This window comes from Desulfosporosinus sp. (genome assembly GCF_014237355.1).
In the GTDB taxonomy this organism is placed as follows: Bacteria; Bacillota; Desulfitobacteriia; order Desulfitobacteriales; family Desulfitobacteriaceae; genus Desulfosporosinus.
In genome coordinates this window covers 12,750-28,372 of the sequence record NZ_JABZFS010000086.1, presented here as the reverse complement: position 1 = coordinate 28,372, position 15,623 = coordinate 12,750, and the positions used below count along the sequence as shown (strand labels likewise).

Below are 15,623 nucleotides of genomic sequence, written 5' to 3'. Positions count from 1 at the left end.
GTTCCTCCTTTCGTGAATTCTTTCGCTCATAATGCAGTACCGCTGAAATCCGCCCCTTGAAACCGTGCAAGCTACCATCGCATGAATGAAATGAAATTGCTAAGAGAACCATCAAGCGGGAGGAGCGATAGCGAGTGCCGTTGGCGTAGCGTTAAGACGCACCGTGGTTCACATCAGGTATTTCCCAGAGGTTTAGGTGCGTTAGTGTAGCCAACAAACGAGCCGCTCCGGGAGCTTTGGTGAACGTGCAATTCATTTCATTCATGCCCCCAAACGCATTCATGCTCGCTTCTTCTTTTTCTTTAATCGATATACAAAGGCCAAAACTTCGGCAACAGCCTTATAAAGATCCGCCGGAATCCCCTGCCCAATGTCAACTTGAGCATAGAGAGCACGGGCCAGCGGCTTGTTTTCCATAATTACAAGGTCGTATTCTTTAGCCAACTCCCGCATTTTCAGGGCAACCTGGTCCTGCCCTTTGGCAACAACGTAAGGGGCACTTTGAACCTTCTGGTCATAACGCAAGGCGACTGCGTAGTGAGTAGGATTCGTAACAACCACATCGGCCTGTTTCATGTCTTGCATCATTCGACTCATTGCCATAGCACGTTGTCGTTTTTTAAGCTCACTTTTCAGTTCAGGATTCCCCTCGGTTTGTTTGTATTCCTGTTTTAAATCTTCATGAGACATTCGTAAATTCTTTTCGTAATCCCAACGTTGATAAATGTAGTCAAAGGCGGCGATTCCTAAAAACGAAAGGGAAATGTTCCAGGCAAGTTCCATTAAGGCCTCGGCTAAAAATATGGCTCCCTGCCCTACATTTAGCTGCTGCAGAGCTGGATAAACATGCAGTCGATCCCGGACACTTGCGTAAAGAAAGTAGCCGATTAAGATCACTTTCATTAAAGACTTTGCTAATTCCACCCAAGCTTTAACTCCAAACATCCGTTTCGCACCACTGATTAGACTTAAACGAGAAAGTTGAGGTTTCATGGACTCTCCGGTAAAAAGGACTCCCACTTGGATGTAATTAGAGATTAAAGCAATAACAAAGGCCGTGCCAAAAATCGGAGCCATAATCTGAATCCCTATCCAAAGGGTGTTAAGCATTAGGCTGGCCACTGTACGTTCATTCCATTCCGCGGATAGGCCAAGAACGTAGGGAAAAAGATACTCAATACGGGTAAGCATTGCCGGAATCCAGAACCTGAGAACAGCCACAAGGCCTAAAAGCATCAACGCCGAGATGACTTCTTGGCTTTTAAAAACCTGACCTTTTTTTCTCGCTTCCTCTTTGCGCCTGGGCGTGGCGGGATGTTTTTTTTCACTCACTGCTTCCACCCCTGGTAAAGTTCTAAGACCCAAGACATGCTGGTATCAAACAGTTTTGCAACGGATTCTCCGAAAAAAGGCATTGAAAGAAACAAAATAATAAGTCCAAACATAATCTTAACCGGGAAAATAACTGCAAAAATATTTAGCTGAGGTACTGTTCTAGATAAGAGTCCCACCCCTACATCAGATACAAGCAATGCTCCAAACACTGGCATTGCCAATTGAACAGACAAAGCAAAAACATGAGCAACAAGTTGGGCGTAGAAGAGATAATTATGGGGTAAATCCGATGGGTTTAAGGGAATATAAGCATAGCTTTTTACCATAGCAGCAATTAAATAGTGATGAGAGTTCGTCGATAGTAAAAGCATGGTCGCTAAAATCATCTGGAAGTTCCCCATCATAGGACTCTGCACCCCATAAACAGGGTCGATGGCTGAACCCATGGTAAAACCCATTTGGTAATCGATCAACTGCCCTGCTCCTTGTAAGATGGCCGTTAGTAAATATATTAGAAATCCAATGACCAGACCCGCTAATATTTCCTTAATTACCACAGCCACATAAGCTAACAGTTCACCCGGAATTGCTGGATTCGTCGCCTGAATGACGGGATAGAGAATAACTGAGATACTTGCAGCCAAACCTAGCCTTACCATTCCTGGAACTCCCCTGGCACCGAAGACTGGAGCAAGCATAATCATTCCAGCCCAACGACATAAAATTAGCAGAAATAAAGAGAGATTCCATTGGAGCAGCTGGGCTAAACTCAAATTTTCTCCCCCCTAACTCGATATTCGTGGTTCGATGTTCGTGGTTCGAAGTCTAAAGTTCATGTTTTGAGGTCGCTGTTGATTCATCGTTCGAACTACGAACTACAAACTACGAACCACGAGTTCACATGCCTCCGAACGTGGCCAGCTCGGTCAATAAATTATGTGTGTAGGCGGTCAGAACAGACAACATCCAAGGACCTAATAGAAGCATAACGACAGCCACTGCAACTACTTTGGGAATAAAGGAAAGGGTTTGCTCCTGGATTTGTGTCATAGCTTGAAAGATACTAACCAGAAGACCTACCAACAAGGCCACCCCTAGAATCGGCCCTCCCACGAGAAGCACGGCTCCTACTGCTTCCCTAGCCATATACAGTACCTGATTTTGGGTCATCCTCCTGCCCCCTTTCCCTCATAACCTTTGAGAATTATTTAAAGCTGCCCACTAAGGACTCTACGACTAAATGCCATCCATCCACTAAAACAAATAATAGTAGTTTAAAGGGCAAAGAAATCATCATAGGAGGAAGCATCATCATCCCGATGGACATTAGGGTACTGGATACGATCATGTCAATTACTATGAAGGGAATAAATATGGCAAATCCCATCTGAAATGCTGTTTTTAATTCGCTAATCACAAAGGCCGGAATCAGTACATAGGTCGGAACGTCGCGATAGGTTTTCGGGCGCTCCATTTTTGATAACCCAACAAAAAGCTCTAAGTCCTTTTCCCGAGTTTGCTTAAACATAAACATCCGAAGGGGTTCCTCCGCTCGATCAATAGCCTCCGCCTGAGTAATCTGATTCTGCATATAGGGCTGGATTGCGTTGGTATTAATCTGGTTCCAAGTCGGTGCCATGATAAAGAACGAAAGAAACAAGGAAAGTCCCACCAGCACCTGGTTCGGTGGAAGCTGCATCGTCCCCAAAGCATTTCTAACAAAAGACAATACAATGATAATCCTTGTAAAACAGGTCATCATCATCAAAATAGCCGGCGCTAAGGAGAGTACCGTAAGTAACATTAAGATCTGCAATGACGTACCTGTTTGTTCCGTCGTTGAAGTTCCCAAGTCTAGGGTAAGTCCTGCTGCCCAAGCCATTTTGGGACTCGTCAGGAAACCCAATCCCAGAGCAACCCCAAAAGGAAGCCCTAAAGTAAGAAATTTAATTAAATGGCCTGAAGAAGACATTACTTTTCGACCTCCTCAAGCAAACGTTCTAATTCAGCAGAGAACGGTTCTTTCTGTCGTGAACGCCTCCGCCACAGCCTCTGGATACTTTGCAGCCATCCATCCACCCGTTCAGTTGGGCGTGTAGCAATCTCCTCCAGAATCTCCGCTGCAACATGAGGATCGTTGATCTCACTGATTTTCACCAAGTGATGATCTGAACCGCCCAGGACTTGAAGCTGACCTGCAATTTCTACTAGGTATAGGCTTTGCTGTCCGCTTAAACTTTGCCGGTCGAGAACCCTTGCCCACGGAGCATTCATTAACCGCATATTCGCCTGGTTAAGGCGGCGGAGAATCCAGAGGGACACCAGCAAAATAATGAGAAAAACCAGGAGAGTTCCCAGAAGTCCCCACCATGAAAAAACAGACTGCTCAACCACGGGAGCGGCCCCACTTGAAGGATACGGCTGGCCTTCGTTGAATGGCATTTTATTTCAACGCCTTCGTAACAGCCTCAACTACCCGTTCCGCTTGGAAAGGCTTAACAACGAAATCTTTCGCCCCGGACTGAATCGCTTCAATAACCATGGCTTGTTGGCCCATGGCGCTACACATAATAATCCGAGCTTTAGAATCCAGCTTACGAATCTCTTTAACCGACTGAAGACCATCCATTTCCGGCATAGTTATATCCATAATCGTCAGGTTTGGTTGTAATTCCTTATACTTCTCCACGGCCATAACTCCATTTTCTGCCTCACCAACCACGTTAAACCCATTCTTTAACAAAATGTCTTTAAGCATCATACGCATAAACGCTGCATCATCAACAATCATTATTGTCGCACTCATCAATTTTCTCCTCCTTTTCGACTATGAAACTTCATCATTTCTTGGAAATTCCTTACTTACTTCAATGAATTCATTCGTTCCATGGGATGCACAATATCAGTAATTCGAATTCCAAAGGTCTCATTAATAACAACAACTTCACACTTAGCAATCAGCTTACCATTGACAATCATATCCACTGATTCCCCTGCCAGACGATCCAACTCTATAACGGAACCAGGTCCCATATCAAGAATTTCCTTAATCGTCTTTTTTGCTCGCCCCAGTTCAACGCTTATTTGTAAAGGCACATCCAGAATTAAACTAAGATTATCAGGCTGCGTGAGCTGGGGACCTGGTTGAAGGGGGGCAAATTGGGCCGGTTGAACAGGAGTTTGCATTTTCGGTGGATGATTTGTTTGCCCCATCCCATAGGAAGAATAGTCCATTGGCGCCGAGTAAGGCGGTGTCTCAAAGGCTGGCGCTTCGTAAGCGGGTGCCTCATAGACTGGAGGCGGGGATGGCTGAGGATTTTGAAACATCGCGGGTGAAGGTGCAGGTTGAGCCGGAGCAGCAGGCTTTGTGGGCGCAGCAGGTTGGGCTGCAGGTGCAGTGGTACTGCTACTCATTTCGCCCATTAGCTTTCCAACCATTCCTCTAGCAACGCTAAGGGGAATCACTTGAACAAGGGTGCTGTCAATGACATCTTCCACAACCATTCGAAAGGAAATCCGAACAAGGGGTTCATCTGGAGCTAGAAAGTCATGAATTATGTCTCTTCCCGAGGACATGTCATTGAGGACCAAATTAGGAGGCGTAATATCGACCATTGCATTAAACATCGTCGACATAGAGGTGGCCGCCGATCCCATCATTTGGTTCATTGCCTCGGAAATCCCACTAATTTGAAGTTCAGAAAGCCCTTCTGAGGGATTTTTTCCATCCCCCCCCATCATGAGGTCCACAATGACTGAACCGTCCCGTTGAGAAAGAATCAAGAGGTTTGATCCTTCAATTCCTGCTTTGTATTTGACATCACATATCACGGAAGGGATGGGATAATCCTGGCGAATCTGTTCCGAGGTCGTTAAGTCGACTCTCGGAGTGGTAATATCAACCTTTTTACCTAAGAGTTGAGATAATGTCGTTGCTGCAGTGCCCATTGAAATATTGGCGATTTCTCCGAGAGTATCTTGTTCCATCTCGTTTAAAAAATCGTAGGCTCCCATAGACATGTCTGCCATTGGGATCTCTGGGGTCTCTGGGGCCTCTGAGAGCATTTCAGGCGGGGTCTCAAAGTCTGATTCTAGCGTTCCCCGAAGCAACGCGTCAATTTCTTCCTGAGTGAGCGACCCATTACTCATTTTGTTCCCCTCCTTCCTCTATAATTTCCGTTATCTGAACGGCGAGATGTTCCCCGTGAAGACCAGGGATAGACTTGAATTTCATGAATTCTCCCACAAAAATTGGCAGTGGGTCCTGTACGGATTGGTTCAGTGGAATGACATCTCCCTTAGAAAGCTCTAAAAGGTCTCTAACAAGAATCTCTGAAGTCCCTAAAAAAGCAACCATATCCACTTTGGCAAATTCGATTTTTTTGCGGATGGCTTTTACCTGTTCTGGAGATGTGACCTTTGCTTCGGTAGAAAAAAGGAAAAAGGTACTTAACTTATCTAAGATCGGCTCAAGCACGAGATAGGGCATACAGATATTTATCATCCCTACAGCTTCACCAATCTTGACCTCAAGAGTAATAAGTACAATCATTTCGTTAGGAGCTACAATTTGCGTAAACTGAGGGTTTGATTCCATGGACAGAAACTGCGGTTTAAGAGCGTAAACCTCAGACCATGCCTCTTCCGAGAGATGAATCATTTGTGTAAGACGGTTTTCAATAATCGTTCGTTCAATTTCTGTCAAATCTCTGTTCTTTTCCGTCCCTCGCCCTTCCCCTCCTAAAAGCCGATCCACTACGGCGAAGGTGAGTGAAGGGCTCACTTCCATTAAAATAGTACCCTCCAAGGGACTCAAGGAGTATAGGGCTAGGACAGTGGGGTTGGGCAGTGAACGAATAAACTCATCATAGGTGATTTGTTCTATAGAAAGAACCGAGCTCTCAACAACGGAATGCAAGTTGCCTGAAAAAAACGTCGTAAGTCCTCTACAAAAATTCTCATGAATATTGTGGAGGGAGTGAATCTGATCCTTGGAAAACTTATTCGGACGTTTAAAATCATACACACGAATCCGCTTTTGAGTCTTGGTCGTCTTCATTTCCTCTACATCAACTTGTCCATCGGACAGCGCATTCAGCAGAGCATCAATTTCTGCTTGGGACAAGACGTCTCCCATCAAACCACCCCCTTCTCGATGTTCGTAGTTCGAACTTTATCCTCGATATATGTGGTTAAAACCACATGATCGATGTTGTAATTTTTATGTCATTCTGAGCACAGCGAAGAATCTTATTCATCTAAGTTATGGCTATACCAAGAAAGATTCTTCACTTCGTTCAGAATGACCACGCGTCGCCGCACCACAATAAACAAAAGATGATATGGCGCTTAAGTTGCTTTTATAGCAATGACCTTGCTTATTGGTAGACAAAAGAAAGAAAGAGAACATCAATGATTTTGTTTTCTGCAACTTCGTTTAGGCGCTCTATTAGTTCTTTTCTTAACGTTTCCCGTGCGTCTGGGGTTTGAACATCTGCCAGAGATTTATTGGCTAAGACTGAATTAACTCGATCTTTTAAGAACGCGTCCTCCTCTTTCAAATGTTCCCCGGCTTTGGCATCCGTCACTTGCACTGTAATAGCCGTCTTAAGAAAAGCTCCTCCCTGTAAATTGACAGTGAACTCACCAATGGGCAGTAAGGGGCCAGTTTTTTTAACTGCAGTCTCTTTTGTACTATCTACCGGGGTATTAAAAAATACTTTTTGAGCTCCAATTGTTCCCCCAACTCCTAAAGCAACTCCCAAGAACAAGGCAAGGATTACAAAAATTAGAGTTTTACGATTCATAAATCTATTGCTCCTCCACTTTGTAATTCTGGCAACGCCTACGAAACTCTGCAATCCGCTCAATAAGAACCTCGATGGCTTCTGACACAACGTATTTATTTCCACCCGTTAACGTAATAACCGTATCCGGAGTTTCTTCCATTATTTCAATTAAATCTGGATTTATAGCAAAGGCCTTTCCATTTAAGCGAGTAACGTAAATCATAAGCTTCATCCTTCCGTTGATCCTTAGCTTAAGGATCCATTTCCTTAAGTTAATTTAGACAACTTTGCTGACAGATTTCTTTCCAAGCCAGTGAAGAACTTGACCGGTTTCATCCAACACTTTTTGTTCCTTCTGTAATTCTGCCGCTTTAAAGGCCGCAGCTTGTTTTTCCTTAAGCCTCTCATACTTTTCGACTTCACGATGTGCTTCTAATAAACACCGACGAGCGTTCTCTAGAACAAGTTCTTGTTCCCTTTGTTGTGCTTCATATTGAAGCAATTGCTGCCATTGTTTCAATGCAAATACTTGACATACTCCTAGATCTTCTGGTCGGTAACGCCCTGCCTCTCGTTGACCTTCTTGGGCTTCCTCATAACGAAGGCTTTGAACCTCGCAAGCCTGAACACAATCTTGCCATCGCTGGAGTTCTTGAGCATACACCAATTGAGCGGTTTCTAAAATTTGTTGAGCTAATTGTAGGCTTGCTTCCAAGCGAAACCTGAATCGGGCCATACTTCTCACCCCTTTACCAGACCAATCTTATGAAAGTAACCCCAGCGTATGTCGTCCTGAAAAAGGTACGATTGAAGGACCTAAATCCTCCGCTTTCGCTCAGGATGACAGAACAATTTTTCGCTATCGTGACGCGGGTTTAGCGAAAAATCCCTTGCAATTGTTGAAGCATCTCTTGGGCTGTAACATATTCATCGACTCTTTGCCGAGAAAAAGCTTGAATGCGGTCCATATGGGCGATTGCCCCATCGATCTTAGGATTACTCCCAGGAGTATAGGCCCCAATATCAATCAAATCCTTTGCATCCCGATAAATAGCAATATATTCACGCACCCTGCCCGCTAATTCCTTGTGTTCCGGACTGACCACATCATTCATAACCCGACTGACGGATTGTAAAATATCAATGGCCGGAAACTGGTTTTGCATAGCCAACTCCCTAGTTAAAACAATGTGCCCATCGAGAATTCCGCGAACTGAATCCGCTATCGGCTCATTATGGTCATCCCCATCGACAAGGACTGTATAGATTCCAGTAATACTCCCGATTTCTGCCATTCCTGAGCGTTCCAATAGTTTAGGCAAAAGAGCAAATACAGAAGGAGGATATCCACGGGTTGCCGGAGGTTCACCTACGGTGAGGCCCACTTCCCGTTGGGCCATGGCAAAACGGGTTACCGAATCCATCATGAGCAGTACATTCTCTCCTTGGTCCCGAAAATACTCTGCAATGGCTGTAGCTGTAAATGCAGCCTTTAGTCGAACTAGAGCAGGTTGATCCGAGGTTGCAACAATAATGACTGAACGAGCTAAACCCTCTGGACCAAGATCCTTCTCAATGAAATCCCGTAATTCACGACCCCGTTCTCCAATCAGGGCGATAACATTGATATCTGCAACGGTATTCCTGGCCATCATGCCCAGTAAGGTACTCTTGCCCACGCCGGAGCCAGCAAAAATCCCCATCCGCTGTCCACGACCGATGGTTAGAATCCCATCGATGGTTCGAACTCCAACACTAAGAGTGTCTCGGATTCGCGGGCGTAATAAGGCGCTGGGTGGTTTGTTCTGCAAGGGGTAGGCTGTTTCTGTCTGAAGCGGCCGCCCATCCAAGGGGTGTCCCAGTCCATCCAGAATGCGGCCGAGAAGTCCCGGTCCTACAGGTACCGTCAGCTTCTGCCGCTGAGACAGCACACGGTCTCCCGGGGCAATCCCTTCGAGTTCCCCTAAAGGCATAAGCAAGGTGGTTGAATCTCGAAAACCCACCACTTCAGCCGGAAGTTCTCGTCCCTCTCGGGTGATGATATGACAGTATTCACCCACACTGGCTCGCGGTCCAGCTGACTCCACCATCAGGCCCACGATCTTTGAGACCCTGCCTTGAGACGAGATCGGTTCCGTCTGTTCCACAGTCTGCGCTAATCGATTCCACGCCCCCATGCTCAAGCTCCTCTCGTAAGCTATGTTCTAGTTTATCTAATTGGGCTTCAAGCCTTCCATCAAAAACCCCTTCGTCACACTCTAGGAAACAGTCTCCAGGCTTTAAGGATTCATTGATAACCCAAGGACAGGGCAGCTTCCCCTCCAGCCACTGGATATCATCCGGAGCCACATGAAGCCGCCAACCCTCCCTTTCCAGGGGTAAGAGGGTTAAAGCCTGGATGATGGCTGCCAATCTCTGAGGTTCAATTGAAAGGGTTGAACGCACAATACGTTCAGCAATTTTTATGGCTAAATGAAGTAAATCCTTATCTACCTTGGCGTATTCCTCTTGAACCGCTCTCTGGGCTAACAGAAAGAGCTGATTAGCCTCCTCGGTCAGGCGTTTTCCCTCAGCCTCACCGGCTTGCCTTCCTTCACGAAAACCCTCAGCCTGGGCCGCGGGATAAATATCAGCCTTTGCACGCTCCTTGACTTCTTGACGTATACCCTCTAAATCCGTCTGGGCTTGGGCAAGGATTTTCTGAGCATCAGCTTCTGCTTGAGCAAGAAGTTTCTTAGCCTTAGCTTCAGCTTCCGCCAAAATCTTTGCTGCTTGATCTTTGGCTTCTCCAAGAAGCTTTCCTGCTTCATCCTTGCTTGCTGCATCCCAAGGAGTATCCCCATCCGAGAGTTCAGACTCCGGGGCAGAGGTCTGCTGACGTTCTTCTCCCACACTAAGAACCGTCAAACACTTGCCCAACTGCTGAAATCCTTCCAGGAATTCCACCATTCGCGGGGTTGATACCTCCACATCGTAACTCTTGACAACTCGTCCGCTAATAGATAATCTCATCGGCGCCTCCTCTAGAGATGACAATTGCGCCACTCTCCTCGATTTTGCGAATGACTTTTACAATGCGCTGCTGAGCGTCTTCTACATCCCGTAACCGTACAGGCCCCATAAATTCCATATCGTCCTTGAGCATCTGACTGGCCCGGGAGGACATATTGGATAAGATCTTTTGAGCCACTTCTGGATTGGACCCTTTAAGGGCCAGACCTAAGTCTTTGGTTTCCACTTCACGCAAGACTAACTGAATACCGCGGTCGTCCAGCATAACAATATCTTCGAAGACAAACATCTGTCGCTTAATTTGTTCGGCTAAATCAGGATCATCGATCTCCAGAGAATCCATAACGACTTTAACCGTTCCCGGATCCGTTCTGTTAAGGACATCCACGATACTCTGGATCCCCCCTGAAGCTGTATAGTCTGTAGGTGCTAAACTAGAAATCTTACGTTCTAAAACCTTCTCAATTTCTTTGAGCACTTCCGGACTCGTACGACCCATGGTTGCGATTCGCTTCGCCACATCAGCCTGTCGGTCTGGGTTAAGGCTGGCGAGCAAGGTCGCGGCTTTTTCAACGGGCAGATGCGTCATAATCAAAGCAATCGTCTGGGGGTGCTCTCCTTGAATAAAGGAAAAAAGCTGTTTAGGATCTGTCCTGCGCACGAGATCAAACGGCCGCATCTTTAAAGAAGTCGATAAACGACTGATAATCTCAAAGGCTCTAGTTTCTCCCAAAGCACGTTCTAAGACTTCTCGTGCATACTCGATGCCCCCCTGGGAGATATAGTCATTCGCCATGCACATTTGATGGAATTCTTCCACAACATGATCCCGCTGTTCTGGCGATATTCGACCGACATTAGCCATTTCCAGGGTCAATTGTTCTATTTCAGCATCCCCAAGGTGTTTAACTACATTAGCGGAATTTTCCGGACCCAAAGCGATCATCAGAATCGCCGCTTTTTGGATTCCGGTTAAAGCGTGCGCCATCTACCTCTCCTCCGATAGCCATGTTTTCATAAGACGGGCTGCCTCATCCGGGTTATTGCGTGAATATAGTTCGACGGCCTCTTTAGTCTTTTGCTTCTCAATCTCATCCGCCGATTTAGCATTTTTCTGGGCTAATTTTAGTTGAGCTTCTTCCTCTGCAATCTGTTGAGCCATGAGCAGTTCTGCGGTGGCAAGGGTCACAGGCTCCGAATTATTATTTAGCTCCAACATTTTCTCAGCACGGGCTTTTTTGGAGCGTTTTCGAAGTAACACGAGGCTAAATATTAAACCCAATAATACTGCGGCTCCAATTTCGGCATAGGTGATAAGTTCTTGCCGTTTCTCAGCGTTTTCCATGGCCAAGACTTCTTTCTGTAAGTCCATCTTATTAAAGGGTATGGCAGCTACCTGGACTTCGTCCCCCCGGTTTGCATCCACTCCAGCAGCAGAAGCTACAATGGTTTTAATTTGGTCCAGTTGGTCCTGGGTAATGGTGTCCGCGTCTGCCATAACCGATACCGAAAGCCGTTTAACACCGCCGGGGCTTACAATTTGTTCCTCTTGAGTGGTATCCACCTGATAGTTTTTAGTACTGGTAACTTTCGTAGATGTAGAATTCACATTTTGGGTAGTGGGATAGGTCGGTGCCCCATTGGCATCCAATCCCGGTGTACCTCCAGCCCCCACTGTACCATTTGTATTGGTTTCGTTGGAACTCTGTTCACTCACTACGGCCCCGGGGCCATTGGTTTGTTTAACGATGGTTTTCTGATCGAAGTCTAATACTGCACTAATTCGGACGACGGTTTTCCCTGAGCCCAGCACACGATCCAGCATGCTCTGGATTGATTTCTGTATGTCTTCCTCGACGGTTTGTTTAAGTTGATATTGAGTACCTGTCAATCGGTTAGGATCACTGCTCTTTCCGAGAACATCAGATAGAACATTCCCTCCTGTATCTACAATCGTCACATTCTCCGGTTGCAGTCCTTCGACTGAGCCTGATAACAAGTTTGCGATAGCACGCACCTGATCTTCACCAAGTTTCGTGCTTGGGACAAGTTTCAGGGTCACTGCCGCTGTTGCTGCTTTTTGACTATCGACAAAGAGCGAGGGTTCCGGCATTACAATATGCACACGGGCGTCTTCTACCCCATTCAAGGTCTTTAGTGTATTTTCTAATTCGTTCTGTAATCCGAGAACATAACGTAGTTTCCGATCAGCATCCGTCTCCCCCAGTCGCATGGTATCCAAATTATCAAAGCTGAATTTGCTTTGTTGAGGAAGCCCAGCACTGGCTAGTTGTAAACGAAGATCTGCCGCTGCCTGTTGTGGAACCAAGATGGTTGAGCCATTATCCGCCAGCTTGTAATCCGCTTTAAGGTCTTTTAGCTTCGTCGTGACCGCCCCGGCATCAACGTCACTCAGCTTTGTAAAAATAGCTACGTACTGCGGGCGTCCTGCCCAGGTAATTAGGTAAATCAACGCTCCGGCAACCAAAAGGGGAGCAAGCACCGTTATTATTTTCTGTGGGCTAGAAAGGTTGTTCCAAAATGTCATAATCGATTGCTTTATTCCCGCCCAAGAAAAATTCACCTTGGCTCCTCCTTTCAATTCGTGACACGAAGTTCGATGCTCGAGGTTCGAATGAAGACGTTCGTTCCGAACGTTTAATGCATCGAATCTCGCGCCTCGCGCATCGTTCCTCTGACTAAATTATTTTCCATGAATTACAAGACTTAATAACCCCTAAAAAATAACGGTTAACACGTATTTTTATATAACAAGCTACTCCAGCTTGAATCGAGACGTTCGTTTATGAACGTTTCAAGTCGAACTTCGAGCATCGCACCTCGCTAAATCTGCATACGCATGATCTGATTATAGGCATCGATCACTTTATCACGGGTTGCCACAGTTAAGGTCAAGGACAGACTGGCCTTTTCTAAGGCTACCATTACTTCAGACAAATCCTGAACCTGACCAGTCGCTAAGGCCAAGGTAGCCGTATCTGCCTTTGATTGCAAAGCATCTACTTCACCCAAGGCATCTTTCAAAAACTTAGAAAAATCTGCCCCTGCCTTTGATGCGCCCTCTCCGGAACTACCACTCGCCTCAAGCCCTGTTGGTGTAATCGAATTGATGATTCCAAGGGGCATTATGGGGGCAATCGGTGGAATACTCATCTAACTTACCCCTTTCCTATCTCAAGTGCTTTAGCCAGCATTGACTTACTGACGTTTAGAGCCGTCACGTTCGCTTCATAGGCTCGCGAGGCTGTCATCATATCCACCATTTCCGTCACAATATTTACATTGGGTTGACGGACATATCCTTCTGGCAAGCCTAGTTCTGCTACTTTAGCCGCATCCGGAGAATCCGGGTTATACTCCAGCCGAAAGGGTTGGGTTACATCGTTCTGAATGCTCGCCACATGTACCCCATTCCCTACCTTCCCGATACCCATAGTATCTCCAAGGACTTTAGAAAAGGATGTTTCCGGTGGACGAGGTACAAACACTGCGACCTGTCGGCTATAAGGGATCTGATTTCCCGCTGGAGTTAATTCTCCCGTACGAGTCGTATTAATATTAGCAATATTGTTGGCTGTAAGATCCATTCGCAAGCGTTGGGCCGTTAAGCCGGAAGCGCTAATTTCAATCGCTCCAAAAACCCCCATAGATTATCCCCTCCTCATAACACATTCCACAATTGCTTTTCCGATCTCACCAAGGGGGACCACTCGATCGGCTAAACCAGCATCCACGAGAGACCTAGGCATCCCATATACAACACAGGTTTCCTCTGCCTCTGCAATGGCAAACCCCTCTAATTTCTTAAGTTCTTTCATACCCTTAGTACCATCACTTCCCATTCCGGTCATGACCACCCCTAGTGTCCCCTTTCCAACTTCCTTCCCTAAAGATAGGAACATGACATCAATTGAAGGATGATAAAGGGTGGGTATGGGAGCTTCATTTCCAATATTCAGGATCAACTGACCAGACCTCCGCTGAACCTGAAGTTGTTTACCAGCCGGAGCTACATAGACCGTTCCCGCTTTCAGGGCTTCTCCATGGACTCCTTCCCGTACGTTCAAAGCACACAACCCGTTCAATCGCTGAGCGAGGGGACCTGTAAATCCTGGCGGCATATGCTGAGCGACCAACACCGGCACCGGGAAATTCCTTGGAAGTGTGGGCAAAACTGCTTGAAGCGCTGAAGGCCCTCCCGTAGACGTTCCGATAGCCACAATTTCAACCGCATGTTTTGGTAACATTCCCACTTTACCCGTACTTACCGCCCTAGATCCAAGTCCCGAACTTTTATTCAAGGAAGATTTAGGTGCCACAGCTTTTGAGATTCCAGCATGAATTCCGGAACCTGTCTTCACCGTTTCGGGAGAAACCGCCGGGGCGGGGGCCGTGATAACCGAGGGGGAAGCCGCAGGGTTCGTGGTGGGGGAATTCGCTGAAACAGCGGAGAATTCTTTGGGTTTAAGTCGTGCAGGATTAACTAGGGCCGCTGCTTTTACTTTATCAATTAGATCCCGGGAAAAGGCCTGTAAATCCGCGCCAGGCTTTCCCGACGGTTTGGCTACAACATCAATAGCACCCAAATCAAGAGCTTTCAAGGTAGACTGTGCACCTTCTGTCGTAACAGCACTCAAGATGATCACCGAAGTCGGTTGCCAACGCATAATTTCATCCAAGGCCTGGAGCCCATCCATGATCGGCATCTCAACATCCATAGTAACGACATCCGGACGAAGAGACTGGAGTTTCAGAATCCCTTCCCGCCCATCTTTCGCTGTATCTAAGACCTTAATACCCGGGTCCTGATTGAGAATCTTTTGTAAGGTCAAGCGCATAAAGGGGGAATCATCAACGATGAGGACCCCGATCTGAGCTCTATGCGCTGACGTCATGGCTTGTTTCTCCACCCATGATGTGATCAAGATCTAAGAGGATAAGCAGACGTTCCCCTATTTTCCCTACTCCGCGAATAAACTGAGAGTCCATCCCCAGGGCGATGGGCGGAGGTGGTTCTATGGCTTCACTGTCAAGACGCAAGACTTCAGTTACGGCATCCACCCGGACTCCAAAAACCTTAGTTTGGACTTGCAAGACCACAATTCTGCTAAGGTCAGTTTCTTCCACCCGAGTCATACCAAAACGAGTTCGCAAGCTGATCACAGGAATGACATTCCCTCGCAAATTAATAACACCCTCAATATAATTAGCAGATTTAGGCACCCGAGTTATTGGTGGAATACGGATAATCTCCTGGACACGCATAATATCAACACCAAATTCTTCAGACCCTAAGCTAAAGGTCACTAACTGTTCTTCTGCCATTTACAAAACCCCCTTTATTCGTAGTTCGTGGTTCGATGTTCGTGGTTCGACTGGAATAAAAACTTGTCAGTTTTTAGGAACTTATTTAAAGTTTCTTTTATAAGTGTTCGATATTATAGATAAGCGAGTGTGATTGATCAA

Annotated in this window: 20 protein-coding genes; all 20 read right to left on the bottom strand. The window is 46.3% G+C overall.

Going from position 1 to position 15,623, the window contains the following annotated elements; all coding sequences use genetic code 11:
• Positions 1-151 precede the first annotated feature (151 nt).
• The 20 genes from HGJ98_RS20870 to HGJ98_RS20775 all read right to left on the bottom strand — a co-directional run bounded on the left by HGJ98_RS20870 (position 152) and on the right by HGJ98_RS20775 (position 15,482).
• Complete coding sequence (locus HGJ98_RS20870; protein WP_291353636.1) at positions 152-283, bottom strand: hypothetical protein; 132 nt, start codon at positions 281-283, stop codon at positions 152-154.
• Entirely contained in the window at positions 280-1,332 is a 1,053-nt protein-coding gene (gene flhB / locus HGJ98_RS20865) for a flagellar biosynthesis protein FlhB (RefSeq protein WP_291353635.1), read from the bottom strand. Before flhB ends, HGJ98_RS20870 begins: the two co-directional genes overlap by 4 nt.
• A complete protein-coding gene (fliR, locus tag HGJ98_RS20860) occupies positions 1,329-2,108 on the bottom strand; it encodes a flagellar biosynthetic protein FliR (RefSeq protein WP_291353634.1) in 780 nt (259 codons plus the stop codon). Before fliR ends, flhB begins: the two co-directional genes overlap by 4 nt.
• 124 nt (positions 2,109-2,232) lie before the next feature.
• On the bottom strand, positions 2,233-2,505 hold the full coding sequence (gene fliQ, locus HGJ98_RS20855) for a flagellar biosynthesis protein FliQ (protein ID WP_291353633.1): 273 nt from the start codon (positions 2,503-2,505) through the stop codon (positions 2,233-2,235).
• A gap of 34 nt (positions 2,506-2,539) precedes the next feature.
• Positions 2,540-3,217, bottom strand: a complete 678-nt coding sequence (fliP, locus tag HGJ98_RS20850; RefSeq protein ID WP_291353679.1) for a flagellar type III secretion system pore protein FliP — start codon at positions 3,215-3,217, stop codon at positions 2,540-2,542.
• 89 nt (positions 3,218-3,306) lie between these two features.
• A complete protein-coding gene (locus HGJ98_RS20845) occupies positions 3,307-3,777 on the bottom strand; it encodes a flagellar biosynthetic protein FliO (protein WP_291353632.1) in 471 nt (156 codons plus the stop codon).
• Between the two features lies 1 nt (position 3,778).
• A complete protein-coding gene (locus HGJ98_RS20840; RefSeq protein WP_291353631.1) occupies positions 3,779-4,141 on the bottom strand; it encodes a response regulator in 363 nt (120 codons plus the stop codon).
• Between the two features lie 56 nt (positions 4,142-4,197).
• Complete coding sequence (fliY, locus tag HGJ98_RS20835; protein ID WP_291353630.1) at positions 4,198-5,484, bottom strand: flagellar motor switch phosphatase FliY; 1,287 nt, start codon at positions 5,482-5,484, stop codon at positions 4,198-4,200.
• Positions 5,477-6,472 carry a flagellar motor switch protein FliM gene (gene fliM, locus HGJ98_RS20830; RefSeq protein ID WP_291353629.1) on the bottom strand — a complete coding sequence of 332 codons (996 nt, stop codon included), beginning with the start codon at positions 6,470-6,472 and terminating at the stop codon, positions 5,477-5,479. The genes fliY and fliM overlap by 8 nt, the downstream gene beginning before the upstream one ends.
• Positions 6,473-6,713: 241 nt before the next feature.
• Complete coding sequence (gene fliL, locus HGJ98_RS20825) at positions 6,714-7,142, bottom strand: flagellar basal body-associated protein FliL (protein WP_291353628.1); 429 nt, start codon at positions 7,140-7,142, stop codon at positions 6,714-6,716.
• Between the two features lie 4 nt (positions 7,143-7,146).
• Positions 7,147-7,347, bottom strand: coding sequence for a flagellar FlbD family protein (locus HGJ98_RS20820; RefSeq protein ID WP_291353627.1), 201 nt, complete (start codon positions 7,345-7,347; stop codon positions 7,147-7,149).
• A 54-nt stretch (positions 7,348-7,401) separates the two neighbouring features.
• Positions 7,402-7,860, bottom strand: coding sequence for a flagellar FliJ family protein (locus HGJ98_RS20815; RefSeq protein WP_291353626.1), 459 nt, complete (start codon positions 7,858-7,860; stop codon positions 7,402-7,404).
• 139 nt (positions 7,861-7,999) lie between these two features.
• Positions 8,000-9,271: a flagellar protein export ATPase FliI gene (gene fliI, locus HGJ98_RS20810; protein ID WP_291353625.1), complete on the bottom strand. Its 1,272-nt coding sequence runs from the start codon at positions 9,269-9,271 to the stop codon at positions 8,000-8,002.
• Positions 9,177-10,136: a FliH/SctL family protein gene (locus tag HGJ98_RS20805; RefSeq protein WP_291353624.1), complete on the bottom strand. Its 960-nt coding sequence runs from the start codon at positions 10,134-10,136 to the stop codon at positions 9,177-9,179. Before HGJ98_RS20805 ends, fliI begins: the two co-directional genes overlap by 95 nt.
• Positions 10,120-11,124, bottom strand: a complete 1,005-nt coding sequence (gene fliG / locus HGJ98_RS20800) for a flagellar motor switch protein FliG (RefSeq protein WP_291353623.1) — start codon at positions 11,122-11,124, stop codon at positions 10,120-10,122. The genes HGJ98_RS20805 and fliG overlap by 17 nt, the downstream gene beginning before the upstream one ends.
• Positions 11,125-12,720 (bottom strand): flagellar basal-body MS-ring/collar protein FliF, encoded by a 1,596-nt coding sequence (gene fliF, locus HGJ98_RS20795; protein WP_291353622.1) that lies wholly within the window; start codon positions 12,718-12,720, stop codon positions 11,125-11,127.
• A 260-nt stretch (positions 12,721-12,980) separates the two neighbouring features.
• Positions 12,981-13,310 carry a flagellar hook-basal body complex protein FliE gene (gene fliE, locus HGJ98_RS20790; RefSeq protein ID WP_291353621.1) on the bottom strand — a complete coding sequence of 110 codons (330 nt, stop codon included), beginning with the start codon at positions 13,308-13,310 and terminating at the stop codon, positions 12,981-12,983.
• 5 nt (positions 13,311-13,315) lie between these two features.
• Positions 13,316-13,804: a flagellar basal body rod protein FlgC gene (gene flgC / locus HGJ98_RS20785; RefSeq protein WP_291353620.1), complete on the bottom strand. Its 489-nt coding sequence runs from the start codon at positions 13,802-13,804 to the stop codon at positions 13,316-13,318.
• A gap of 3 nt (positions 13,805-13,807) precedes the next feature.
• A complete protein-coding gene (locus HGJ98_RS20780) occupies positions 13,808-15,052 on the bottom strand; it encodes a chemotaxis response regulator protein-glutamate methylesterase (protein WP_291353619.1) in 1,245 nt (414 codons plus the stop codon).
• Entirely contained in the window at positions 15,036-15,482 is a 447-nt protein-coding gene (locus tag HGJ98_RS20775) for a chemotaxis protein CheW (protein ID WP_291353618.1), read from the bottom strand. The genes HGJ98_RS20780 and HGJ98_RS20775 overlap by 17 nt, the downstream gene beginning before the upstream one ends.
• Between the last annotated feature and the right edge of the window lie 141 nt (positions 15,483-15,623).